The 23,157-nt window shown below is 73.9% G+C and carries 18 protein-coding genes; 8 read left to right on the plus strand and 10 right to left on the minus strand.

Annotation, left to right across the window (positions count from 1 at the left end):
* Positions 1 to 276: 276 nt before the first annotated feature.
* Complete coding sequence (gene soxR, locus ACFU9E_RS28385; protein WP_380690026.1) at positions 277 to 783, minus strand: redox-sensitive transcriptional activator SoxR; 507 nt, start codon at positions 781 to 783, stop codon at positions 277 to 279.
* A gap of 47 nt (positions 784 to 830) precedes the next feature.
* On the opposite strand from soxR, the gene ACFU9E_RS28390 reads away from it, so the two are divergent.
* Entirely contained in the window at positions 831 to 2,297 is a 1,467-nt protein-coding gene (locus ACFU9E_RS28390) for an MFS transporter (protein ID WP_380690028.1), read from the plus strand.
* Positions 2,298 to 2,428: 131 nt separating this feature from the next.
* On the opposite strand, the gene ACFU9E_RS28395 is transcribed toward ACFU9E_RS28390, so the two are convergent.
* Both ACFU9E_RS28395 and ACFU9E_RS28400 read right to left on the minus strand, forming a co-directional pair.
* Positions 2,429 to 4,804 (minus strand): immune inhibitor A domain-containing protein, encoded by a 2,376-nt coding sequence (locus tag ACFU9E_RS28395; RefSeq protein ID WP_380682768.1) that lies wholly within the window; start codon positions 4,802 to 4,804, stop codon positions 2,429 to 2,431.
* A gap of 312 nt (positions 4,805 to 5,116) precedes the next feature.
* Entirely contained in the window at positions 5,117 to 7,195 is a 2,079-nt protein-coding gene (locus ACFU9E_RS28400) for a prolyl oligopeptidase family serine peptidase (protein ID WP_380682767.1), read from the minus strand.
* Between the two features lie 93 nt (positions 7,196 to 7,288).
* On the opposite strand from ACFU9E_RS28400, the gene ACFU9E_RS28405 reads away from it, so the two are divergent.
* Positions 7,289 to 8,458: an aminotransferase class V-fold PLP-dependent enzyme gene (locus ACFU9E_RS28405; protein ID WP_380682766.1), complete on the plus strand. Its 1,170-nt coding sequence runs from the start codon at positions 7,289 to 7,291 to the stop codon at positions 8,456 to 8,458.
* Between the two features lie 49 nt (positions 8,459 to 8,507).
* Here the strand turns inward: ACFU9E_RS28405 and ACFU9E_RS28410 are convergent, their stop codons facing one another.
* Positions 8,508 to 8,840 (minus strand): ArsR/SmtB family transcription factor, encoded by a 333-nt coding sequence (locus ACFU9E_RS28410; protein WP_380682765.1) that lies wholly within the window; start codon positions 8,838 to 8,840, stop codon positions 8,508 to 8,510.
* A 43-nt stretch (positions 8,841 to 8,883) separates the two neighbouring features.
* Entirely contained in the window at positions 8,884 to 9,258 is a 375-nt protein-coding gene (locus ACFU9E_RS28415; RefSeq protein WP_344322143.1) for a hypothetical protein, read from the minus strand.
* Positions 9,259 to 9,522: 264 nt separating this feature from the next.
* Between ACFU9E_RS28415 and ACFU9E_RS28420 the strand changes: the two genes are divergently transcribed.
* Positions 9,523 to 12,396: a DEAD/DEAH box helicase gene (locus tag ACFU9E_RS28420; protein ID WP_380682771.1), complete on the plus strand. Its 2,874-nt coding sequence runs from the start codon at positions 9,523 to 9,525 to the stop codon at positions 12,394 to 12,396.
* A 74-nt stretch (positions 12,397 to 12,470) separates the two neighbouring features.
* Here ACFU9E_RS28420 and ACFU9E_RS28425 read toward each other — a convergent pair whose 3' ends face one another.
* The 4 genes from ACFU9E_RS28425 to ACFU9E_RS28440 all read right to left on the minus strand — a co-directional run bounded on the left by ACFU9E_RS28425 (position 12,471) and on the right by ACFU9E_RS28440 (position 15,781).
* Positions 12,471 to 12,815: a winged helix-turn-helix domain-containing protein gene (locus tag ACFU9E_RS28425; protein WP_380682764.1), complete on the minus strand. Its 345-nt coding sequence runs from the start codon at positions 12,813 to 12,815 to the stop codon at positions 12,471 to 12,473.
* Positions 12,812 to 13,606 carry a hypothetical protein gene (locus ACFU9E_RS28430; protein ID WP_380682762.1) on the minus strand — a complete coding sequence of 265 codons (795 nt, stop codon included), beginning with the start codon at positions 13,604 to 13,606 and terminating at the stop codon, positions 12,812 to 12,814. The genes ACFU9E_RS28425 and ACFU9E_RS28430 overlap by 4 nt, the downstream gene beginning before the upstream one ends.
* 134 nt (positions 13,607 to 13,740) lie before the next feature.
* Positions 13,741 to 14,640, minus strand: coding sequence for a 5'-3' exonuclease H3TH domain-containing protein (locus ACFU9E_RS28435; RefSeq protein ID WP_380682770.1), 900 nt, complete (start codon positions 14,638 to 14,640; stop codon positions 13,741 to 13,743).
* 76 nt (positions 14,641 to 14,716) lie between these two features.
* The gene (locus ACFU9E_RS28440; RefSeq protein WP_380682761.1) at positions 14,717 to 15,781 is read right to left on the minus strand and encodes a cation diffusion facilitator family transporter; all 1,065 of its coding nucleotides are present in this window, start codon (positions 15,779 to 15,781) and stop codon (positions 14,717 to 14,719) included.
* A gap of 184 nt (positions 15,782 to 15,965) precedes the next feature.
* Between ACFU9E_RS28440 and chrA the strand changes: the two genes are divergently transcribed.
* The gene (gene chrA, locus ACFU9E_RS28445) at positions 15,966 to 17,183 is read left to right on the plus strand and encodes a chromate efflux transporter (RefSeq protein WP_380682759.1); all 1,218 of its coding nucleotides are present in this window, start codon (positions 15,966 to 15,968) and stop codon (positions 17,181 to 17,183) included.
* Positions 17,184 to 17,226: 43 nt separating this feature from the next.
* Here chrA and ACFU9E_RS28450 read toward each other — a convergent pair whose 3' ends face one another.
* Complete coding sequence (locus tag ACFU9E_RS28450; RefSeq protein ID WP_380682758.1) at positions 17,227 to 17,964, minus strand: gamma-glutamyl-gamma-aminobutyrate hydrolase family protein; 738 nt, start codon at positions 17,962 to 17,964, stop codon at positions 17,227 to 17,229.
* A 156-nt stretch (positions 17,965 to 18,120) separates the two neighbouring features.
* Between ACFU9E_RS28450 and ACFU9E_RS28455 the strand changes: the two genes are divergently transcribed.
* The 4 genes from ACFU9E_RS28455 to ACFU9E_RS28470 all read left to right on the plus strand — a co-directional run bounded on the left by ACFU9E_RS28455 (position 18,121) and on the right by ACFU9E_RS28470 (position 23,105).
* Positions 18,121 to 19,548: a glutamine synthetase family protein gene (locus tag ACFU9E_RS28455; protein WP_380682757.1), complete on the plus strand. Its 1,428-nt coding sequence runs from the start codon at positions 18,121 to 18,123 to the stop codon at positions 19,546 to 19,548.
* On the plus strand, positions 19,545 to 20,945 hold the full coding sequence (locus ACFU9E_RS28460; RefSeq protein WP_380682756.1) for an aldehyde dehydrogenase family protein: 1,401 nt from the start codon (positions 19,545 to 19,547) through the stop codon (positions 20,943 to 20,945). The genes ACFU9E_RS28455 and ACFU9E_RS28460 overlap by 4 nt, the downstream gene beginning before the upstream one ends.
* Before the next feature lie 117 nt (positions 20,946 to 21,062).
* Positions 21,063 to 21,818 (plus strand): 3-oxoacyl-ACP reductase, encoded by a 756-nt coding sequence (locus ACFU9E_RS28465; protein ID WP_380682769.1) that lies wholly within the window; start codon positions 21,063 to 21,065, stop codon positions 21,816 to 21,818.
* A 108-nt stretch (positions 21,819 to 21,926) separates the two neighbouring features.
* Complete coding sequence (locus ACFU9E_RS28470) at positions 21,927 to 23,105, plus strand: DUF2510 domain-containing protein (RefSeq protein WP_380682755.1); 1,179 nt, start codon at positions 21,927 to 21,929, stop codon at positions 23,103 to 23,105.
* Positions 23,106 to 23,157: the final 52 nt, after the last annotated feature.

Raw genomic sequence — 23,157 nt, forward strand, 5'->3', positions numbered from 1 at the left:
GCTCGACCGCCGTACCGTCCGGCCACCCCCACAACGGGCGGTACGGCACCACCCGCGCGCGGAGCGACGTCTCCGCGCGCCCCACAGAACGCCCGGTCGGGCGCGGCGGGGAGCCTGATGAGGGCCGCGTCCGACCGGGTCCACCCGGCCACCCCCAGTGGCCGGGTGCGCCGGGCCTGCCGGACCGACCTGGGTCGTCGGTCCCGGCAGGCCCTTCGGCGTTCCGGCCCTTCGGCGTTCCGGCCCTTCGGCGTTCCGGCCCCGGGGTCCACGGCCTCAGCCGGGGGCGGGGCCGGACTCCTCGGAGGGCAGCCGGCGCGGGCCGGGCCCGTCGGCGGCGAGCGCGTCCCGCGGGTTGAGCACCCGGCAGCGGCGCAGCGAGAGGCAGCCGCAGCCGATGCAGCCGGTCAGTTCGCTCTCCAGCCGCTCGATCTCCCGGCGCCGGGCCGCGAGCAGCGCCGCCCAGCGGCGCGAGATCCGCTCCCAGTCCCGCTTGTCCGGCATCCGGTCGGCGGGCAGCCCGGCGAACACCTCGGCCACCTCGGCCAGCGGGATGCCGAGCCGCTTGGCGACCAGGATCAGCGAGAGCCGGCGCAGCACGTGCCGGTGGTAGCGGCGCTGGTTGCCGGAGGTCCGTTCGGAGGCGATCAGCCCCTGGTCCTCGTAGAACCGCACGGCGGAGGCGGCCACACCGGCCCGCCGGGAGACCTCGCCGACGGTCAGCAGATCGGCCGGGCGGGGCCGGGGCTCCGGGCTCCCAGGGAGGTCCGCGGTGCCGTCCATGAGCCTCCTTGACTTCAAGTTCTCTTGAGCTACTAGCGTACCGAAGCGTGACCGAATCCTCGCCCGCCCAGACCGCCTCCACCCCCTCCGACCAGGGACGTCACCCCGCGGACACGGGGCCGCCGGCCTCCTCCGGCGGGTGGGGCGAACTGTTCTCCCGGCAGTTCGCCGCCCAGGCCTCGATCCTCGCCGGCGGTGTCGCCCTCTACGCGATGAACCTCTACTTCACCGCCGCCCTGCTGCCCTCGATCGTCGAGGACATCGGCGGCGCCCGCTACTACGCGTGGGTGGCGACCGGCTTCCTGATCTCCGCGGTGATCTCCGCGATGCTGGTCAGCCGGCTGCTGGCCCGGCTCGGGCCCTCGCGCGCCTACCTGGCCGGGTTCCTGGTGTTCGCCGGCGGCGCCGGGCTGACCGCGGCCAGTCCCTCGATCGAGGTCCTGATCGTCGGCCGGGTGGTCCAGGGCCTGGGCGGCGGGCTGATGGCCGGCCTCGGCTACGCGGTGATCCGCACCGCGCTGCCGGAGCGGCTGTGGACCAGGGCGGCCGGGCTGGTGTCGGCGATGTGGGGCGTCGGCACGCTGGTCGGCCCCTCGCTGGGCGGCCTCTTCGCCGAACTGGGCCTGTGGCGCGGGGCCTATCTGCTGCTGCTGGCGGCGGCCGTGGTGCTGGCGGTGCTGGCCCGGCGCTCGCTGCCCGGGCCGTCCGGGACGGGGCGGGCGACCGAGCCGCTGCCGCTGGCCTCGCTGCTGCTGCTGACCTTGGCGGCGGCCACCTTCAGCATCAGTTCGACGGTGCCGCGCGGCTGGGCGACGGTGCTCTGCATCGTGCTGGGCCTGGCGCTGCTGGCCGGCTTCGTGCTGGCCGAGCGCGGCGGCGCGGCGACCGTCCTGCCGAAGCACACCTACCGGCGCGGCAACCACCTGAAGTGGATCTACCTGACCGTCGCGGTGTACTGCACGGGCGTGATGACCGAGACCTTCATCCCGCTGTTCGGCCAGGAGCTGGGCGGGCTGAGCCCGCTGGCGGCCGGGTTCCTGGGGGCGACGGTGTCGGTGGGCTGGACGTCCGCGCAGCTGTTCAGCGTCAACATGGGCTCGGAGCGGGCCCGCGAGCTGGCGATCCGCTGCGGCCCGGCGGTGCTGACGGCGGGCCTGCTGGCGTACGGCCTGCTGCAGACGGGCTCGGCCTCCGGCGGGCGGGTGCTGCTGTGGGCGCTGGTGCTGGTCGCGGGCGGGACGGGCATCGGCATCGCCTTCCCGCACCTGAGCGTCACGGCGATGCGCAGCACGGACGACGAGGCGGAGGGCGCCAAGGCGGCGGCCGGGCTCAACACCACCCAGCTGATCGCCTTCTCGGTGAGCTCGGCGCTGGCCGGGACGCTGGTGAGCATCGGCGGGGACTCCACGCTGGACGGCGCCCGGTACATGGTGTTCGGGCTCGGCGCGCTGACGGTGTTCGGCACCGTCACGGCCGCCATGAGCCTGCGGCGGGGGCGTGCGGAGGCGCGCTGAGCGGGAAGCGCGGCCGCCCCGGCCCTCCGTGGGGGAGGACCGGGGCGGCCGTTTCTTCCGTGGTACCTGTCTTCCACGGGAGACCCGGTGCTCAGGACACCGGGGGTACTGGGTGCGTCAGGACGCGCGGGTCAGGAGGCCGGGCCCACCCGGACGGTGGTGATCCGCCCGCCCTGGGCCTCGCGGACGACCTCGATCTTGGTGTTGGTGTCCGGGACGTTCACCGCGAGCTGCGGGGTGGCCGGGTCCCGGTAGACGCCGCTGTGGTCGTTGAAGACCGGGACGGCGGGCTTGGACTCGATCCGCACCGGGACGCCCGCCTTGTGCAGGGTGAACGCGGTGGTCGGCTTCAGCGAGAAGGTCGCGTCGTAGGTCTGCGCCCGGCCGTTGACCAGGGTGCCGTCGGCGAAGCGGACCGGCGTCGGACGGGCGTCGATCGGCAGGATCTGGCCGCCGCCCAGGTGGTCCTTGGTGTTGTTGTCGCCGTAGGCGGTGTCCCAGAGCCAGATGAGCACGCCCTCCTGGTAGGGGTAGTTGTCGACGATGTCCTTCTTGCCGTCGACGCCGGAGTAGCCGAAGCTGTACGGCCCGGTCTTCAGGAACTCGCCGTAGCCGGTGTAGCGGCGGTTCTCCACCAGGTAGGCGCGCGGGTGCTGCTGGACGAAGGTGCGGCCGGTGACGATGGTGAAGCCGGTGCTGACCCAGGCGGCCGTGCCGTTCTCGGCGCCGTCGGCGAACAGCTCGGTGCCGCCGGCGGTGATCTTCACCGCGTCGACCAGGACGCCCTTGCCGTGGGTGTTGCCGTCCGAGGTGACGTGGAAGCGCAGCCGGACATTCTTCCCGGCGTAGCCGTCCAGCGGGATGTGCAGCTGCCGGTAGGCGCCGGACGTGCCGCTCAGGCCGGGGACGTTGGCGCTGGTGCTGCCGATCGGGGCGCCGTCCACGGTGCCGGGCAGGGCCGTCCAGCGCTGGCCGCCGTCGGTGGAGGCCTCGACGGTCAGGAAGTCGTAGTCCTGCTCGATGTCGTACCAGACGGCGGCGTCGAGCGCGGCCGGGCCGGTGACCGCGGTGAGGTCGACGTCGCGGGCCAGCGCGTTGTCCAGGTTGTCACCGGTCTGGCTCCACCACTGCTTGCCGCCCTCGCGCGGGTCGGCGAGGTCGGTGCTGGTGGTGCTGTCCGGCAGGTGGACCAGGACGGCCTGCGCCTGGTCGGTGTTGTAGCCGCTGACACCGAGGGCGTGGCTGGAGCGGGTGGCGGCCTGCGCCTCGTCGTAGTTGAGCCAGCCGAACTGGAGCTTGCTCCAGGCGTCGAGGTCACCGGGGTAGGCGCCGGTGGTGTTGCGGCCCTTGCCGAGGTAGGAGCCGGAGGACATCAGCGACCAGAAGTTGACGCTGTTGTCGCCGCCGGTGGTGCTGTAGAGGTCGGGCAGACCGAGGTTGTGGCCGAACTCGTGGGCGAACAGGCCGACACCGCTGTTCTCGCCCGCCTGGACGTAGTCGTAGACGTACAGGCCGGTGTCGCCGACCGGTGCGCCGCCGATCTTGTTGCCCTCCGGGCCGGTCTGGCCGGTCGGGTCCGGGAAGGTCCAGCTGCGGTGCGCCCACAGCGCGTCGGCGCCCTGGGCGCCGCCGCCCCAGGTCTCGTCGACGCCCGCGTGCACCACGATGACGTTGTCGAGGTAGCCGTCGGGCTGGGCGAACTCGCCGTTCTTGTCGTGGTCGTAGCGGTCGTAGACGTCGTACTGGGCCAGCTCGGCCTTGACGTCGGCGGCCGTGCGGCCCTTGGCGATCTCGCCGTCGTACCAGGCCTTGACGGCGTCCCGGATGAACTCCTGGCCCTGGGTCCAGGCGCCGGAGCCCTGCGGGCCCTTGTTGGAGCCGTAGCGGGCCTCGTTCCACGGCACGGTGACCCAGTCGCTCACGGTGCCCTCGACGTCGTAGCGGCCGGAGGACTGGGTGCGGTAGTAGTTGCGCATCGAGACCGCGCCGGGCGTGTCGTCGAAGAACATCTTCTGGTAGTACTGCCGGTTGAAGTCCTGGTTCCAGAGCGTGTGGTTGTCGCCCTTGCCCGGCTTGGGGATGCTGTTGTGCTGCGGCCCCGGGGTGCCCGCGTAGCGCGGCTGCCCGTTGTAGAGGGTGGAGTTGTCCACCTGGTCGCCGAACTGGGCGAGGATGACGAAGACCTTGTCCTTGCGCTGCTGCGCGAGCTGGACGTAGTCGTTGCCGACCCGCACCTTGGCGGGCGCCCGGCGGTCGGTGGTCTTCGCCACGGCGCCCTTGTTGACCTGCTCCAGCGCCTTGGTGCGCAGCGACTGGCGCTCGCGCTCCTGCGGGGCGAGCGGGGCGGGCGGGGCTTCGAGGCCGCCGGCCTCGGCGCCCGTGCCGCTCTCGGCGGTGAGGGCGGGCGTGGGGGAGGGGGTGGCGGCCTGGGCGGTGGACCCGAGGAGGGTGGCCGCTATCGCGCTCGTGGTGAGCGCGGCCGCGAACGCCGCGGACAGTCTGCGCAACTGACCGGTCCTTTCCGGACGGGGGTGGTCGGGTGAGCGCAGGTAATATTTCACATGTCATGGGTCACACGGAAGGGCTTCGGGCGAGGCCCGTGGTGCGCGGACGCGAGAGCGCCGCACGGCCCGGACGGGGGCGGTGCGGCGCTCGGGGCCGTGGAGGGCGGGCCGGTCGTGCACCCCGGCGCGACGCCGACCGGCGCGAGCACGCCGAACACCGGCCCCGGGGTGGGCCGCCCGGCGGCGTGCAGGGCCGGCGCGCACGACGACGGACCGGGCGCCGGGCCGGACCGCGGACCGGCGCCCGTTCGCGGATCAGCCCAGGGAGGCCCGCAGGAAGGCGAGTTCGGCCTGCGCCAGCTGCTCGTTCACGCCGCCCGGGGTCATGTGGGTGACGCCGGGCAGGGCCAGCAGGCTGTGCGGGCGGCCGGCCCGGGTGAGCGCCTGGGAGAGCAGCAGGGTGTGCGAGGGGTGCACGTTGTCGTCGGCCAGGCCGTGGATCAGCAGCAGCGGCCGGGTCAGTGAGGGCGCGTCGTCCACCAGGCAGTCGGCCGCGTAGCCCTCCGGGTTCTCCTGGGGCAGACCGAGGTAGCGCTCGGTGTACGCGGTGTCGTAGAGCCGGAAGTCGGTGGGCGGGGCGCCCGCGCAGGCCGCGTGGAAGACGTCCGGGCGGCGCAGCACGGCCATCGCCGCGAAGTAGCCGCCGTAGGACCAGCCGCGCACGCCGACCCGGCCGAGGTCGAGGTCGGGGTGCTCGGCGCCGAGCGCGAGCAGCGCGTCGACCTGGTCCTCCAGCGCGACCTCGGAGAACCGGCGGAAGATCGTCCGGGAGAAGTCGGGGGAGACGAACGGGGTGCCGCCGTTGTCGACGGTGACCACCGCGAAGCCCTGGTCGGCCCACCACTGCTTGAGCTGCCAGCGGCGCGGCTCGTTGGCCACCGCCTGGTAGCCGGGGCCGCCGTAGACGTCGAGCAGGACCGGCAGCTGCCGGCCGGCGACGTGTCCGCGCGGGTAGACCACGGCGCTGGGCAGCGAGCGCGCGGTGACCCGGGCCAGCCGCGGCCGCACCCGGTACGGCAGCGCGGCGGCGCGGTCCGTCAGGGCGGTCACGCCCTGCGGGGTGAGGGCCTCGCGGCGCACGCCGTCCTGGTCGGCCGAGGTGAGCAGCAGGGTCTCGCCGGCGGCCAGCGCGCTGTGCACGCCGGGGCCCTCGGAGAGCCGCTCGGGGGCGCCGCCGTCCGGGTCGACGAGGTGGACGTGCTGGTCGAACGGGTCGCCCTCGCCGGTCTCGCAGAGCAGCTTGCCGCGCAGCCGGCCGACCACCCGGCGGATCTGCAGGCCGTCGGTGTCCAGCGGCTTGCCGTCCAGGGCCAGGCCGCGGGCGCCGGGGGTGTCGTGGACGGTGAGCAGCCGGCCGCCGTCCAGCCGGGCGGGGGTGCCGGGCAGGTCGTCGACCCAGAACTCGTCGGTGGTGCGGGAGAGTTCGGTGGTGGATCCGGTGGCCGGGTCGGCGCTCAGCAGCAGCACGTTCTGCTGCAGCCGGTCGGCGACGGTGAGCAGCAGCTCGTCGTCGCCGGCCCACTCGGCGGCGCACAGGTAGGGGAAGGCGACGGTGTCCCAGTCGAGTTCGACCCGGGTGCCGTCCAGGCCGAGCACCCAGAGCCGGACGTCGGCGTTGGGGCCGCCGGCCTGCGGGTAGGCGAACTGCTCGGGGGCCTGCTCGGGGTGGGCCGGGTCGGCGAAGTGGCGCGGCGGGACGGCGGACTCGTCCACCCGGGCGGCGAGCACGGCGGTGCCGTCCGGGCGCCACCAGTGGCCGCGGTGGCGGCCCAGCTCCTCGGCGGCGGCGAACTCGGCGACGCCCCAGCGGGCGCCGTCCTCCGGGCTCAGCCGCTGGCGGCCGGGCACGTCGGCCGAGGCGACGTAGAGCGCGTCGTCGGCGACGTAGGCGACGAGCTCGCCGGTCGCGTTCGGGCGGGGGTCGAAGGCCGGGCCGGCGGTGGGCAGCTCGGTGCTGCGGCCGGTGGCGGTCTCGGTGCGGAAGAGCCGGCCGTCCAGGGCGAACACGGCGACGGCGAGGTCGGGGGTGGCGGCGTAGGTGCCGATGCCGGCCGCGGTGAGCCGGCTGCGCTCGCGCAGCCGTCGCTCGACGGGGGGAAGGTCGGCGGTGGCGCCGGTGCGGCCGGGGGCGAGGGCGGTGGGGTCGGCGACCTCGCGCTCCTCGCCGGTGGTGAGGTCGAGGAGGTGGAGGCGGTCGAACGCGTCCTCGGGGCCGGTGGAGCGGAGCAGCAGCAGGCGGGTACCGTCCTGGTTGAGCGAGATCGCTCGCGGGGCACCGAAGCTGAAGCGGCCGGTCCGGGCGCTGAGGGAGAGGTAGGAGTCGGTGATGGTCACCGCCCGATGGTCGCCGCGGGACCGGCTCGCCGACCAGTGGGACGACATGTGAAATGTCACACATCACGTGATCCAGGTAACAGGAGGAACGCAGTGACCGAGACCCCGCAGGCCGTCGTACCCCCCGAGCCGCTGCCCGGAACCGAGGCGCTGTTCTCGCTGGACCCGGCGGTGATCCACCTCAACCACGGCTCCTTCGGCGCCCTCCCCGTCCCGGTCCAGGACCTCCAGCGCCGGCTGCACCGGGAGCAGGAGGCCGACCCGGACGGCTTCTTCGCCGACCTGCCCGAGCGGGTCGCGGGCGCCCGCGCCCGGATCGCCGCCGCCCTCGGTACCGAGCCCGAGCTGCTCGCCCTGGTGCCCAACGTCACCGACGCGATCGCCGTCACCCTGGCCAACGTGCCGCTCGCCGCCGGGGACCACGTCCTGGTCACCGACCACGGCTACGGCACCGTCACCGAGGCCGTCCGCCGGCGCGCCGAGGACGCCGGGGCCGAGCTGCGCACCGTGCGGCTGCCGCTGGATCTGCCCGACGGGGACGCGGTGCGCGAGGCGGTGCTGGCCGCGGTGACCGACCGCACCGTGCTCGCCGTCCTGGACGGCATCACCTCGCCGACCGCGCGCCGGATCGCCACCCCCGAGCTGCTGCGCGCCCTGCGCGGGCGCGGCGTGACCACCGTGGTGGACGCCGCGCACGAGCCCGGCATGCTGGCGGGCCCGGTCCCGGCGGAGGCCGACTTCTGGTTCGGCAACCTGCACAAGTGGGCCTTCGCCCCGCGGGCCACCGGCGTCCTGGTGGTCCGCCCGGAGTGGGCCGGCAAGATCCGCCCGCTGATCCTCTCCTGGGAGGACCACCAGGGCTACCCGGCCTCCGTCGAGTGGCGCGGGACCCTGGACTACACGCCCTACCTGGCCGCCCCGGCGGGTCTGGACGTGCTGGAGGCGTTCGGCCCGGGAGCGGTGCGCGCGCACAACGAGCAGCTGGTGGGGTACGGCGCCGCGCTGGTCGCCGCGCGCACCGGGCTGGCGCCGCTGCCGTCCTCGGCGGGGCTGTCGATGCGCGCGCTGCGGCTGCCGCCCGGGGTCGCCGAGACGCTGCCGCAGGCGCGGGACCTGATGGCCGCGATGTGGCGCCGGCACGCCGTGCGGACGGTGGCGCGCCCCTGGCCGGGCGGCGGGGTGCTGCGGCTGTGCGGGCAGCTGTACAACCGGGCGCCCGAGTACGAGGTGCTGGCCGACGGGCTGGCCGGGCTGCTCGGCTAGCCCGGCCCCGGGCGCCGGCCCCGGGCGCCCGCTGCCGCGCCTCCCCGGCTCAGTCGGCGGCGGCGCGCAGCTCGGCGAGCAGCACGTGCTGGTCGGCGATGAGCCCGGTGAGGATCCGCCGCGCCGCCCGCAGCAGGTCGGCGACGTCCCCGCCGGCCAGGGCGTACACCACCGTGCTGCCCTCCCGGGTGGCGGTGACGATGCCGGACCGGCGCAGCACCGCGAGCTGCTGCGAGAGGCGGGAGGGCTCGACCTCCAGCGCCGCCAGCAGCTCGCGCACCGGCGTCGGTCCGGCCTGCAGCAGCTCCAGGACCCGGATCCGGACGGGATGGCCGAGCATCCGGAAGAACTCGGCCTTGGCCTGGTAGAGCACGACCGCCACGGCGCTCCCTCCCTGTTCGCCTCACCGGCGCGTCCCCGGGCCGTCAGATCTCCAGCGCGGTCTCGATCCGCTTCAGCTGGTGGCGGGCCATCGCGAGATTGGCGCGGCCGCGGTTGAGCGCGAGGAAGAGGAACAGCCCGCGGCCGCCCTGCGTCGTGAGCGGGCGGAGCAGGTGGTACTGGCTGGTCAGGGAGACCAGGATGTCCTCGATCTCGTTGTCGAGCAGGTTGAGGTGCTCCATCGCCCGCATCTTGGCCCGCACCACGTCGGTATTGCCCGCGGCGGCGACGTTGAGGTCCAGTTCGCCGCCGTCGCCGAGCGTGCCGAGCGCCATGCCGCTGCCGTAGTCGACCAGGGCGACGCCGATCGCGCCCTCGATCGCCATGGCCTCCTTGAGCGAGGTCTCCAGGTTCGCCATCGTCCGCACCTCCCGTGGGCCCGGTGGGTGTCACCGGGATGTGCCACCGAATGTAGGCAGGCCGCACGGCGTGTCACCGTGGATGACCGGAGTCGTTCGAAGCTGGCCGTCCGATGACCGCTTGCAGACATTTGCAACTATGGATGTGAGAGAGAAGCGATCTCTTCCCCGGGAAAAAACGGTGCTATCGATGTCAGCCCCGCCGGGTAACCTCTCGCTGAGATGCGAGATCACACCACCGACCCCCGCGACCCCCGGACGGCGATGAACACCCCTGAGCGCGAGTCCTCCGACGGCCGGGACCCCTCCGACGAGCGGGAACTCAGCCCCGCCGAGGCCTTCGCCGCCTCCCGCCGCCGGGCCAAGGAGCAGGCCACCGCCCTGTACGGCTTCCAGGAGCTCTACGACTTCCCGCTGGACGACTTCCAGCTGGAGGCCTGTCGCGCCCTGGAGGCCGGCGAAGGCGTCCTGGTCGCCGCGCCCACCGGCTCCGGCAAGACCATCGTCGGCGAGTTCGCCGTCCACCTCGCCCTCCAGGGCGGGCGCAAGTGCTTCTACACCACGCCGATCAAGGCGCTGTCCAACCAGAAGTACGGGGACCTCGTCCGGCGCTACGGCGCCGCCAAGGTCGGCCTGCTCACCGGCGACAACACCGTCAACGGCGACGCCCCGGTCGTGGTGATGACCACCGAGGTGCTCCGCAACATGCTGTACGCGGGCTCCAGCACCCTCGACGGCCTCGGCTACGTGGTCATGGACGAGGTGCACTACCTCGCCGACCGCTTCCGCGGCGCCGTCTGGGAGGAGGTCATCATCCACCTCCCCGAGTCCGTCACCCTGGTCTCGCTCTCCGCGACCGTCTCCAACGCCGAGGAGTTCGGCGACTGGCTGGACACCGTCCGCGGCGGCACCCGGGTCATCGTCTCCGAGCACCGGCCGGTCCCGCTCTGGCAGCACGTGATGGCCGGCAACCGGATGTACGACCTGTTCGCCAGCCCCGACCGGGACGGCCGCCCCAAGGGCAACGTGCGCAACCCCGGCAAGGCCGTCAACCCCGAACTGGTCCGCCTCGCCCGCAGCGAGCTCGACCGCAACCCGCGGGACAAGTTCGGCCGCGGCCGCGGCCGTTCCATGCCGAACGGCCGCCCCGGCCGGGTCTGGACCCCGGGCCGGGTCGACGTCATCGACCGGCTCGACGCCGAGGGCCTGCTGCCCGCGATCACCTTCATCTTCAGCCGGGCCGGCTGCGAGGCCGCCGTCCAGCAGTGCCTCTCCTCCGGCCTGCGCCTCAACAAGGACGTCGACCGCGCCCGGGTGCGCGCCCTCGTCGAGGAGCGCTGCGCCGACATCCCCGACGAGGACCTGCACGTCCTCGGCTACTTCGAGTGGCTGGACGGGCTGGAGCGCGGCATCGCCGCCCACCACGCCGGGATGCTGCCCCGGTTCAAGGAGGTGGTCGAGGAGCTGTTCGTCAAGGGACTGGTCAAGGCCGTCTTCGCGACCGAGACCCTGGCCCTGGGCATCAACATGCCCGCGCGCTCCGTCGTCATGGAGAAGCTCGTCAAGTGGAACGGCGAGACCCACGCCGACATCACGCCCGGCGAGTACACCCAGCTCACCGGCCGGGCCGGGCGGCGCGGCATCGACGTCGAGGGCCACGCCGTGGTGCTGTGGCAGCGCGGCCTCGACCCGGAGGCGCTGGCCGGCCTGGCCGGCACCCGCACCTACCCGCTGAAGTCCTCGTTCCGGCCGTCCTACAACATGGCCGTCAACCTGGTCGCCCAGTTCGGCCGGCACCGCTCGCGCGAACTGCTGGAGACCTCCTTCGCGCAGTTCCAGGCCGACCGCTCGGTGGTCGGCATCGCCCGCCAGGTCCAGCGCAACGAGGAGGGCCTGGAGGGCTACCGCGAGTCCATGACCTGCCACCTCGGCGACTTCGAGGAGTACATGTCGCTGCGCCGGCAGCTCAAGGACCGCGAGAACGAGCTCGCCCGCGAGGGCAGCAGCCAGCGCCGCGCCGCCGCCGTCGAGTCCATCGAGCAGCTCAAGCCCGGCGACGTCATCCACGTGCCCACCGGCAAGTTCGCCGGCCTCGCCCTGGTCCTCGACCCCGGCCTGCCGCCGGTCAGCCGCTCGCCGCGCGGCGGCCCGCGCCACCCCGACTACCAGGACGGGCCGCGCCCGGTGGTGCTGACCGCCGAGCGGCAGGTCAAGCGGCTCGCGATGATCGACTTCCCGCACCCGGTCGCCGCGCTGGACCGGCTGCGCATCCCCAAGTCCTTCAACCCGCGCAGCCCGCAGTCCCGCCGCGACCTCGCTTCGGCCCTGCGCACCAAGGCCGGCCACCTGGAGCCCGAGCGGTTCCGGCGCGGCCGCGCGGCCGCCGCCGACGACCCCGAGATCAACCGGCTGCGCACCACCCTGCGCCAGCACCCCTGCCACGGCTGCGACCAGCGCGAGGACCACGCCCGCTGGTCCGAGCGCTACCACCGGCTGCACCGCGACACCGAGCTGCTGGAACGCAGGATGCGCTCCCGCACGCACACCATCGCCCGCACCTTCGACCGGGTCTGCGGCCTGCTCACCGACCTCGGCTACCTCAGCGGCGACACCGTCACCGACGACGGCAAGCGGCTCGGCCGGCTCTACGGCGAGCTCGACCTGCTCGCCTCCGAGTGCATCCGCGAGGGTGTGTGGAGCGGCCTCGCCGCCGCCGAACTCGCCGCCTGCGCCTCCGCGTTGGTGTACGAGGCCCGCCAGTCCGACGACGCCACCGCCCCCCGCGTCCCCGAGGGCGAGGCGAAGACCGCCCTCGGCCAGATGGTCCGCATCTGGGGCCACCTCGACGCCCTGGAGGAGCAGCACCGCATCAACACCGCCGAGGGCGTCGGCCAGCGCGAACCCGACCTCGGCTTCGCCTGGGCCGCCTACCGCTGGGCCCTGGGCCACTCGCTGGACTCCGTCCTGCGCGACGCCGACATGCCGGCCGGCGACTTCGTCCGCTGGACGAAGCAGCTGATCGACGTCCTCGGCCAGATCCAGGACGCCGCCGGCGAGGACGCGGAGCTCCGCAAGACCGCCCGCAAGGCCATCGACGGCCTCCGCCGCGGCATCATCGCCTACTCCTCCGTCAGCTGACCCATCCACCCCCCTTGCCCGGGCTCCCCTTCGGAGCCCGGGCATCCTGCTGTCACCCCACCCGCGTGGTCGCCCTACCGCGGGGGCCGGGTGGCCGCCTCGAGGCGGTGGACCAGGGCGCGCAGGGCGCGGAGTTCGCGGTCGAGGGCCTGGGCACCGGTGGGGGTGAGGGTGATCCAGGTGCGCGGGCGGCGGCCGGCGTAGCCCTTGTTGACGGCGATCAGGCCGGAGTCCTCCAGGACCTTGAGGTGGCGGGAGAGGTTGCCGTCGGTGAGGCCCAGTTCCTGCTTGAGGAAGGCGAACTCGACGCTCTCGGCCTCGCGGGCGACCGCCAGGATCCCGAGCCGGACCCGCTGGTGGACGGTGTCGTCCAGGGCCAGGGTCGGGTGCCGCTCCTCGGTGTCGTCCGCAACGCTCATGAGGTGACCGTACGGGATCCGGTGCACGTGCGGCGTTCAGCGGTCCACTGGGTCAGGCCGGGGGCGAGCAGGACCGCGGCGAGCAGCAGGGCCTTCGGCCGGGCGCCGTCGGCCCAGGCGGTGTCGAAGCGGTCGAGCCAGGGCAGCCAGCCGTCGCCCCAGAGCCCCGAGAGGTAGGCGGTGAGCAGCGCGGTGTGGACGAGCCCGGTGACGGCGACCAGCCGGTCGTGCTCGGTGAGGCCGAGGAGGAGCAGGCCGACGCCGACCACGTACCAGGGGGAGGCGTAGTTGTTGCCGAGGAGGTGGAGGCTGAACGGGATCCGCCGCATGGACACCAGGACCACCGGGACGGCGGCGATCAGGACGGCGGCCGCGGCCGCGGTGCCGAGCCAGGCACCGCGGTGCGGGACGATGCCGCGGCTCTCCCCGCGCCGCCGGTACCAGCGGGCGAGCACGAACCAGGCCAGCGGGAGGAGGGCGTACCAGATGCCCCAGCCGACGAAGCGCAGGATCGCCCCGTCGAACTCGCCCTCCAGGCACGGGCCGTCGATCGAGTGCGGTACGCAGAGGCCGATGTACTCGGAGTAGGCGAAGTAGGGGTAGGAGGTGATGCTGCGCCCGTTGGCGGCGAAGTTGTAGGCCTGACCGGCGATCGGCACGGCGGCGAGGGCGAGCAGCCCGAGGCCGATCAGCGGGATGCCCGAGCCGCGCAGGCGGATCCGGGCCCGGGCGCGCAGGCTCTCCGTCGCGGCGAGCAGTTCCGCCGGGTCGTCCCGGTGCAGTGTGTCCATGTCCACCCCTGGTGACGTCGTGTCAGTGCACCAACTTTGTATCGCAAAGTAGATTGCGGTCAAGAGTTCACGGCAGGGCAAAGCAAAGGGCCCGCCGCACGATGCGGCGGGCCCCAGGGGGAGGGGACGGTGAATCAGCCGGTCAGGGCCTCCAGGACGCGGTCCAGCGAGGTGCCGAGGTTCCAGCGGGCGGAGAGGGACTCCAGGGTCATCGGGTCGAGCGGCTCGCCCGGCAGGGCGGGGTCGAAGTCGGGCAGCGGGGCGTCGGTGGCGACCCGGACCACGGTGGGCGCCACGTCCAGGTAGGCCGAGGCCTCCAGGAGGTTGCGGCGCCGCGCCGGGGTCAGCTTGGAGCCGATGTCCTGGGCGGCGGTGCGGATGCCGGCGAGGTCGCCGTACTCGTGGATCAGCTGGGCCGCCGTCTTCTCGCCGATGCCCTTGACGCCGGGCAGGCCGTCGCTCGGGTCGCCGCGCAGGGCGGCCATGTCGGCGTACTGGGCGCCGCGCACGCCGTACTTCTCCAGCAGCAGCGCGTCATCGGTGACCTGCAGGTTGCCCATGCCCTTGACCGGGTAGAGCACGGTGATCGCGCGGGCGTCGTCGACCAGCTGGAACAGGTCGCGGTCGCCGGTGACGATCTGCACCGGCCCGGTGGCGCGCGCGGTCAGCGTGCCGATGACGTCGTCCGCCTCGTAGCCGGGGGAGCCGATCCGGGCGATGCCGAGCGCGTCCAGCACCTGCTCGATCACCGGGACCTGCGGGGCGAGCGTGTCCGGCACCTCCTCCTCGCCGTCCGTGGCGGCCTCGGCGACCCGGTGGGTCTTGTAGGAGGGGATGAGGTCCACCCGCCACTGGGGGCGCCAGTCGGCGTCCATGCAGGCGACCAGCCGGTCGGGCCGGTGGTCGTGGACCAGCCGGGCGATGAAGTCCAGCAGGCCCCGGACGGCGTTGACCGGCTCACCCTGCGGCGAGCGCAGGGTGTCCGGTACGCCGAAGTAGGCCCGGAAGTAGAGGCTGGCGGAGTCGAGCAGCATCAGTCGGGGTGCGGTCACGCCTCCGATCATGCCGTACCGGGCGGACAGCACGGCTCTCCTGGCTCGTGCGGCCCGACTAGTGCTCGTGCGGCCCGGCGCGGTGGACCGGGCCGTGGGCGTCGGCGCAGTGCTCGGGGGTGAGGTCGCCGGGCGTGCTGATCTGCAGCAGCGCGCCGGCCTCGTCCTCGCCGACGTGGTCGACCTGGAGGGTGCTGTGGGTGATCCCGTACTCGTCGGCGAGCCGGCGCTGGAGTCCGCGCCGCACCGCGTGACAGTCGCCGCCCGGGGTGACCAGGATGTGCGCGGAGAGCGCCGGCTGGCCGGAGGTGATCTCCCAGATGTGCAGGTCGTGGATCTCCTCGACGAGCGGCTGGGCGACCAGCCGGTCGGCCACCGCGTCCGGGTCGACGCCGGCGGGCGCGGCCTCCAGGAAGATCCGCCCGGAGTCGCGGACCAGGCCGATGCCCGCCTTCAGCATCAGCGCGACCACGATGAGCGAGGCGATCGAGTCGGCCCGGGCGAAACCGGTGGTCACCATGATCACGCCGGCCACGGCGGTGGCGATGAACGCGTACAGGTCGGTCAGGACGTGCTGGAAGGCGCCCTCGACGTTCAGCGAGCTGCGGTTGGCCTTGGACATGCACCAGGTGGCGGCCAGGTTCACCACGATCCCGACCAGCGCGGTGACCAGCACCAGCGAGCCGGTCACCTGCGGCGGCTCGAACAGCCGCTTGACCGCCTCGTAGCCGAGCCAGGCGGACAGCACCAGCAGGGTCACGCCGTTGACCTGGGCGGAGAGGATCTCGGCGCGCTTGAGGCCGTAGGTGTAGCCGCCGCGGGCCGGACGGGCGGCCAGCCGCATGGCGACGAGCGCGAGGACGATCGAGATGGCGTCGGTGAGCATGTGCGCGGCGTCCGAGATCAGCGCCAGCGACTGGGCGGCGAAGCCGACCACCACCTCGCCGGCCATGAACGCCACGATCAGCGCGAGCGCGCTCACCAGCCAGCGGCGGTCGGCATCGGCGGAGACGCCGTGCGAGTGGCCGCCGTGAGCGCCGTGGCCACCGTGACCGCCGGGGCCGCCGTGGTCATGCGCCTGGTCATGCCCATGATCATGACGGGAGTGTTCGTGGCCGGCCATCGAAGTCCTCTCCTGGAACTCATGAACGCGTGGGGGGTAAGGGGCGGCGTGCGCGACCGCCCCGCACTCGAAGTGAACCGCAGATCGGACGAAGATCCAAAGGCTGCACTGGAGACCGTTGTCATTGCCGGACGGTAACCCCCGTCCGGTATCGTCGCGCCGCCGCTGAACAGGGGAGACGCGCATGGCAACGACCGGACGGGTGAGTCTGGGAACGATCGCCCGCGAATGGGGCCGGATCGGCATCACCGGCTTCGGCGGACCGCCCGCCCACATCCTGCTGCTGCGCCGGCTCTGCGTGGAGCGGCGCAAATGGCTCTCCCCGGAGGAGTTCGAGGACGGCATCGCGGCGACCAACCTGCTACCCGGACCGGCCTCCACCCAGCTCGCGATCCTCACCGCCTGGCGGTTGCGCGGCGCCCCGGGCGCACTGGTCGGCGGGGCCTGCTTCATCGCGCCCGGGCTCGCGCTGATCCTCGCCCTCGCGGCGCTCTTCCTGGCCGGCGACCCGCCGCGGTGGGTGCTCGGCGCCGCCGCCGGCGCGGGCGCGGCCGTCCCGGCGGTCGCCGTGCAGGCGGCCACCTCGCTGGTCCCCGCGAGCTTCACCCGGGCCGGCCGGGGCCGCGGCGCCCACGCCCGCTGGGCCGGGTACGCGCTGGCCGGGGCGCTGGCGGCGGTGCTGACCGGCCCCTGGCTGGTCCTGGTGCTGATCGCCTCCGGCCTGGCCGAGACCGCGGTCCGGGCCCGTGGGCGGGGGCTCGCCCGGACGCGGGGGCGCGGACCGACGGAGAGCGGCGGACCCGGACGCGAACGACCCCGCCGGACGCGGGCCGGCGTGCTGCCGCTCGCCGCCGGGCTGCCCGCGCTCGGCGGGCTCGGCGCGGTGGCCTGGGTGGCGTTCAAGGTGGGCGCGCTCTCCTACGGCGGAGGGTTCGTGATCATCCCGCTGATGCAGAACGACGCCGTCGACCGTTACCACTGGATGACCGACGGACAGTTCCTCAACGCCGTCGCCCTCGGTCAGGTCACCCCCGGTCCGGTGGTGCAGACCGTCGCCGTCGTCGGTTACGCGGCCGCCGGGATCGCCGGCGGGCTGCTCGCGGCGGCGGTCGCCTTCGCGCCGTCCTTCCTCTTCGTGATCCTCGGCGGCCGGTACTTCGACCGGCTGCGCGCCGATGCGCGGGTGCAGGACTTCCTCACCGGAGCCGGACCGGCCGTGATCGGCGCCATCGCCGGCTCGGCGCTGCCGCTCGCCGCCGCGCTCGGCCCCGGCTGGCAGTGGGCGGTGCTGGCCGGAGCGCTGCTCTGGCTGGTCGCCGCCCGGCGCGGGGTGGTGCTCGCCCTGCTGGCCGCCGGCGCGGCCGGGGTGATCGCCACGGCCGCCGGACTGCCCCTGCCCTGATCCGACCCGCCCTGATCCGACCCGCCCCCCGGGCGTCCCGGGGCTACCCCACCTCCACCGTCTCCAGCTGCACCGACCGGGCCGCCGTCGCCGCCCGCACCAGCGCCTGCATCACCCGCAGGTCGTCCCCCTGCTCCGGATGCCACTGCACCCCGAGCGTGAACCCCGGCCCCTCCACCGCCTCCACCGTCCCGTCCGGCGCGTGCGCGCTCACTCGCAGCCCCGCCCCCAGCCGGTCCACCGCCTGGTGGTGGAAGGTCGGCACGGCCAGCTCCGGCTCCGGCAGCAGCCCGCCCAGCAGCGTGCCCGGCACCGGCCGCACCGGGTGCGTGCCGTAGCGGCCGGGCGAGCCGGTGTGCACGTCCACCTCGACGACGTCCAGCAGGTGCTGGATCAGCGTGCCCCCGCACACCACGTTGAGCACCTGCATGCCCCGGCAGATCCCCAGCAGCGGGATCCCGGCCGCCAGCGCCGCCCGCAGCAGCGCGCTCTCCCAGACGTCCCGCTCCACCGCGTCGATGTCGCTCAGCGGGTGCGGCGGCTGCCCGTAGTAGGCCGGGTCGATGTCCGGCCCGCCCGCGATGACCAGCGCGTCGAGCCGGGCGAGGACCTCCGGCGCGCGCTCCGGGGCGTCCGGCGGCAGCAGCACCGCGATCCCGCCCGAGTCCTGCACGTACGCGGTGTACCGCTCGGGCACCAGGGCCACCCGGCGGTCCTGCCAGTCGCTCCAACTCGCGTCCACCAGATAGGTGCTGACGCCGACAAAAGGCCTGCGTTCCATGGCGCGCATTCTCCTCCCGTCCCGTCTGATCCCTCGTCAACCTCACACATCGGCGCGCCACACCCGCCCGCCCTCTTCCGCCCCCTCCGCGACAGGCCGTACGGTTCGCTGTGACCGCTTGGTCTCGCTGCGTGATCGAGGAGGAGGGCGTCCGCCATGTCCGACCGCACCACCGCGCCCGGCACCACCGCGCCCGACGGCCCCGCGGCCGCGCCCGGCACCCCGCCCCGCCGCGCCCCGCTGACCCTGAACGAGCTGCGCACCCTGGTCGACGCCGGAGAGGTCCACACCGTCGCCCTCGGCTTCACCGACATGCAGGGGCGCCTGCAGGGCAAACGCTTCGCCGCCCGCTTCTTCCTGGACGAGGTGGCCGAGCACGGCTCCGACGCCTGCGAGTACCTGCTCGCCGTCGACGTCGAACTCAACACCGTGGACGGCTACGCGCTCTCCTCCTGGGAGACCGGCTACGGCGACTTCGCCATGCGCCCCGACCTGTCCACCCTGCGGCTGACCCCCTGGCAGCCGGGCACCGCCCAGGTCACCGCCGACCTGGCCGGCCGCGGCGGCCACCCGGTCTCCGCCGCGCCCCGCCAGCTGCTGCGGCGCCAGATCGCCCGGCTCGCCGAGCACGGCCTGGCCGCGGACGTCGGCACCGAGCTGGAGTTCCTGGTCTTCCGCGACACCTACGAACAGGCCTGGCAGGGCGGTTACCGCGGCCTCACCCCGGCCAACCTCTACAACGCCGACTACTCGCTGCTCGGCACCGCCCGGGTCGAACCGCTGCTCTCCCGGATCCGCACCGAGATGGCCGGCGCCGGCCTGGTCGTGGAGTCCGCCAAGGGCGAGTGCAACCTCGGCCAGCACGAGATCGCCTTCCGCTACGCCGACGCGCTCACCACCTGCGACCAGCACAGCGTCTACAAGACCGGGGCCAAGGAGATCGCCGCCCAACTCGGCTGCGCGCTCACCTTCATGGCCAAGTACGACCAGCGCGAGGGCAACAGCTGCCACATCCACCTGTCGCTGCGCGACGCCGTCGGTGCCCCGGCGTTCGCCGCCGACGACGGCCGGATGACCGACACCATGCGCCACTTCCTGGCCGGACAGCTGGCCGCGCTGCGCGAGTTCACCCTGCTCTACGCGCCGAACATCAACTCCTACAAGCGCTACCGCCCGGGCTCCTTCGCCCCGACGGCCGTCGCCTGGGGCCGCGACAACCGGACCTGCGCCTACCGGGTGGTGGGGCACGGCTCCGGGCTGCGGATGGAGAACCGGGTGCCCGGCGGCGACGTCAACCCGTACCTGGCGGTGGCCGGCATGCTCGCCGCCGGACTGCACGGGATCCAGCAGAAGCTGGAACTGCCCGCCCCCTGCCTCGGCAACGCCTACGCCGTCGAGGACTACGCCCGGGTGCCCGGCTCGCTGCGCGAGGCGGCCGATCTGTGGGGCGCGAGCGAACTCGCCCGCGCCGCCTTCGGGGACGACGTGGTCGAGCACTACCAACACATGGCCCGGGTCGAACAGACCGCCTACGACGGCGCGATCACCGACTGGGAGCGCTACCGATCCTTCGAGCGGATGTGAGCACCATCGACACCACCACCGTCCCCACCGCGGCCGGGCCCGCCGCCCGCGCCGTCCGCAACCCCGCCACCGGCGAGGTCCTCGGCACCGTCCCGGACACCACCCCCGGGCAACTGGACGCCGCCGTGCGCCGCGCCGTCGAGGCGCAGCGCGGCTGGGCCGCCCTCGCCCCCGGCGAACGGGCCCGGCTGCTGCGCCGCTTCGCCGACCAGGTGGAGGTGCACGTCCCCGAACTGGCCGCCCTGGAGGTCACCGAGGCCGGCCACACCATCGGCAACGCCACCTGGGAGGCGGGCAACGTCCGCGACCTGCTGGAGTACGCGGCCGGGGGAGTGGAGCGGCTGAGCGGGCGCCAGATCCCGGTGGCCGGCGGGCTGGACATCACCTTCCACGAGCCGGTCGGCGTGGTCGGGGTGATCGCCCCCTGGAACTTCCCGATGCCGATCGCCGCCTGGGGCTTCGCGCCCGCGCTGGCCGCCGGGAACGCCGTCCTGCTCAAGCCCGCCGAGGCGACCCCGCTGACCGCGCTGCGGCTGGCCGAACTCGCGCTCGCCGCCGGGCTGCCGGAGGGCCTGTTCCAGGTGGTGCCGGGCGCCGGGCCGGTGGCCGGGCGGGCGCTGGTCGACCACCCGGCGGTGCGCAAGATCGTCTTCACCGGGTCGACCGGGGTCGGCAAGGAGGTCGCCGCCCGCTGCGCGGCCCGGGCCAAGCGGGTCACCCTGGAGCTCGGCGGCAAGAGTCCCAACATCGTCTTCGCCGACGCCGACCTCGCCGGGGCCGCCGATCCGATGTCCTTCCTCGACAACTCCGGCCAGGACTGCTGCGCCCGCAGCCGGATCCTGGTCCAGCGCGAGGCCTACGAGGACTTCCTGGCACTGCTGCTGCCCGCCGTCGAGCGGATCCGCACCGGCGACCCGGCCGATCCGCGGACCGCCCTCGGCCCGCTGATCTCGGCCGAGCAGGTCCGCCGGGTGGCGTCGTACGTGACGCCCGACCTGCCGGTGCTGGCCCGCGGCGCGGTGCCGGACGGGCCCGGCTACTGGTACCCGCCGACGGTGCTGGCGCCCGTCCGGGAGGACCTGCCGGCGGTCACCGAGGAGATCTTCGGCCCGGTCGCGGTCGTCCTGCCCTTCACCGACGAGGCGGACGCGCTGCGGCTCGCCAACGCCACCCGGTACGGGCTGTCCGGCTCGATCTGGACCCGCGACCTCGGCCGGGCGCTGCGGCTGGCCAGGGGCGTCGCGGCCGGCAACCTCTCGGTCAACTCGCACGCCTCGGTGCGGTACTGGACGCCGTTCGGCGGCTTCGGCGAGTCCGGGGTCGGCCGCGAGCTGGGGCCGGAGGCGCTGGCGCACTTCACCGAGACCAAGAACGTCTACATCCGGACCGAGGAGTAGGAGCACCCGGTGACCCAGCAGTCCCACCACCCCCGCGCGTCCGAGCGGTCGGAGCGGCCGGAGCGGTCCCCACGGCCGGAGCGGTCCGCGCAGCCCGCGGCGCCGGTCTGCCGCCGGCTGGTCGGCCGGACGGCCGTGATCACCGGCGCGGGCAGCGGGATCGGCCTGGCCTCGGCCCGCCGGCTCGCCGCCGAGGGCGCGAAGGTGGTCTGCGCCGACGTCGACGAGACCACCGGCAAGGCGGCGGCCGAGGAGGTCGGCGGCCTCTTCGTGCACACCGACGTCACCGACCCGGCGATGGTCGAGGCGCTCTTCGACGAGGCCTACGAGACCTTCGGCAGCGTGGACGTCGCCTTCAACAACGCCGGCATCTCGCCGCCCGAGGACGACTCCATCCTCACCACCGAACTGGACGCGTGGCGCCGGGTGCAGGAGGTCAACCTGACCTCGGTCTACCTCTGCTGCCGGGCGGCGCTGCCGTACATGCGCCGCCACGGGCAGGGCTCGATCATCAACACCGCGAGTTTCGTGGCCCGGATGGGCGCCGCCACCTCGCAGATCTCCTACACCGCCTCCAAGGGCGGTGTGCTGGCGATGTCCCGCGAACTGGGCGTGCAGTTCGCCCGGGAGGGCATCCGGGTCAACGCGCTGTCGCCGGGGCCGGTGGACACCCCGCTGCTGCGCGAGCTGTTCGCCAAGGACCCGGAGCGCGCGGCCCGCCGGCTGGTGCACATCCCGCTGGGCCGCTTCGCCCGCCCGGAGGAGATCGCCGCCGCGGTGGCGTTCCTCGCCAGCGACGACTCCTCCTTCATCACCGCGAGCGAGTTCCTGGTGGACGGCGGGATCGCCGGTGCCTATGTGACCCCGCTGTAGGGCTTCCGGGGGCCGCGGCGCACCTTCTCACCGTAATCTCATCGAAAAGCCCGGAATTCGGGGCCCAGCTGATTTCGCGCTTATCCGGCTGCCTTTAGATTCATTCCCGTGAGTGAGCAGATCCCCGCCGGGTGGTACCCGGACCCGAAGGACATCACCAGCGACCCGAGACCACAGCGCTGGTGGGACGGCAAGGGGTGGACGGCCAACACCCGGCCCGCACCCTCGGACGCACCGCCGCCGGAGGCGCCGGCGGCCGGTGCTCCGGGGCCGGACGAGGCCGCCGGGCCCCAGGTGCTGGAGGGGGAGGTGCTGGAGAGCGGGCCGTCGGTCCGCTACCCGGAGCCGCCGCCCTTCGGCACCGCCTACGGTTCACCGGTGCCGCCCGCGCCCAAGCAGCGGCGCAAGCCGTCCAAGCTGGTGATCGCGGCGGCGGTGGCGGCCGTGCTGGGCCTGGGCGTCGGCTCGGGCGTCACCTACCTGGCGATGGACGACCACGGCGACCGGCACCGCTCCGCGCGCCCGTCCGGCCAGGAGGGCGACGGACGGTGGCGCGGCCTGCCGGACTTCGGCGGCGGCCCCGACGGCAACGGCCCCGGTGCCAACGGCAACCAGGGTGACGGCAATCAGGGCAATGGCAACCAGGGCAACGGCAACGGTAACCAGGGCAACGGCGGCAAGGGCAACGGCAACGGCGGCAACGGCAATGGCGGCAACGGCCGGGGCAACGGCCCCGCCACCGGCAGCGACAAGGCCGTCGACATCGTGAACCGGCTGGTCCTGCCCGTCCCCTCCGGCTGGGAGGGCGGCACCACCCGCGACGGCTACGCGGCGCTCAGCATCGGCAGCTACGACTGCGAGGGCGGCGGCACCTGCTCGCTCGGCGGCGCCAACACCGGCCGGATCGACGGCGGCGGCACCGATGTGCAGGCGGCGGCCAAGGCCGACATCGACAAGGCCGCCAAGGACTCCTACAACGAGATCCTCTCGCACGAGGAGCTCAAGTCCGAGGCGGTCAAGGTGGACGGCCGGGACGGCTACCTGGTCCGCTGGAAGGTGGACGCCGCCAAGGGCAACGACGGCTACGTGCAGACGGTGGTCTTCCCGTCCGCCGACGGCAAGTCGCTGGTCTCGGTGCACCTGGGCTTCGACATCGCCGCCAAGGCGCCGGACGTCGCGGTGATGGACACCATCGTCAAGGGCATCGGCGACTACAGCGGCAACGTGCCGTTCCTCCCGGGCCTGCCCGGCGGTGCCGGCAACGGGAGCGGCACCGGGAACACCTGAGGCCGCGGTCTCGGCTCACGCACGGCGGCGGCCCGCCCGGATTCCTCCGGGC

The organism is Kitasatospora sp. NPDC057595 (assembly GCF_042800875.1).
Lineage (GTDB): Bacteria > Actinomycetota > Actinomycetes > Streptomycetales > Streptomycetaceae > Kitasatospora.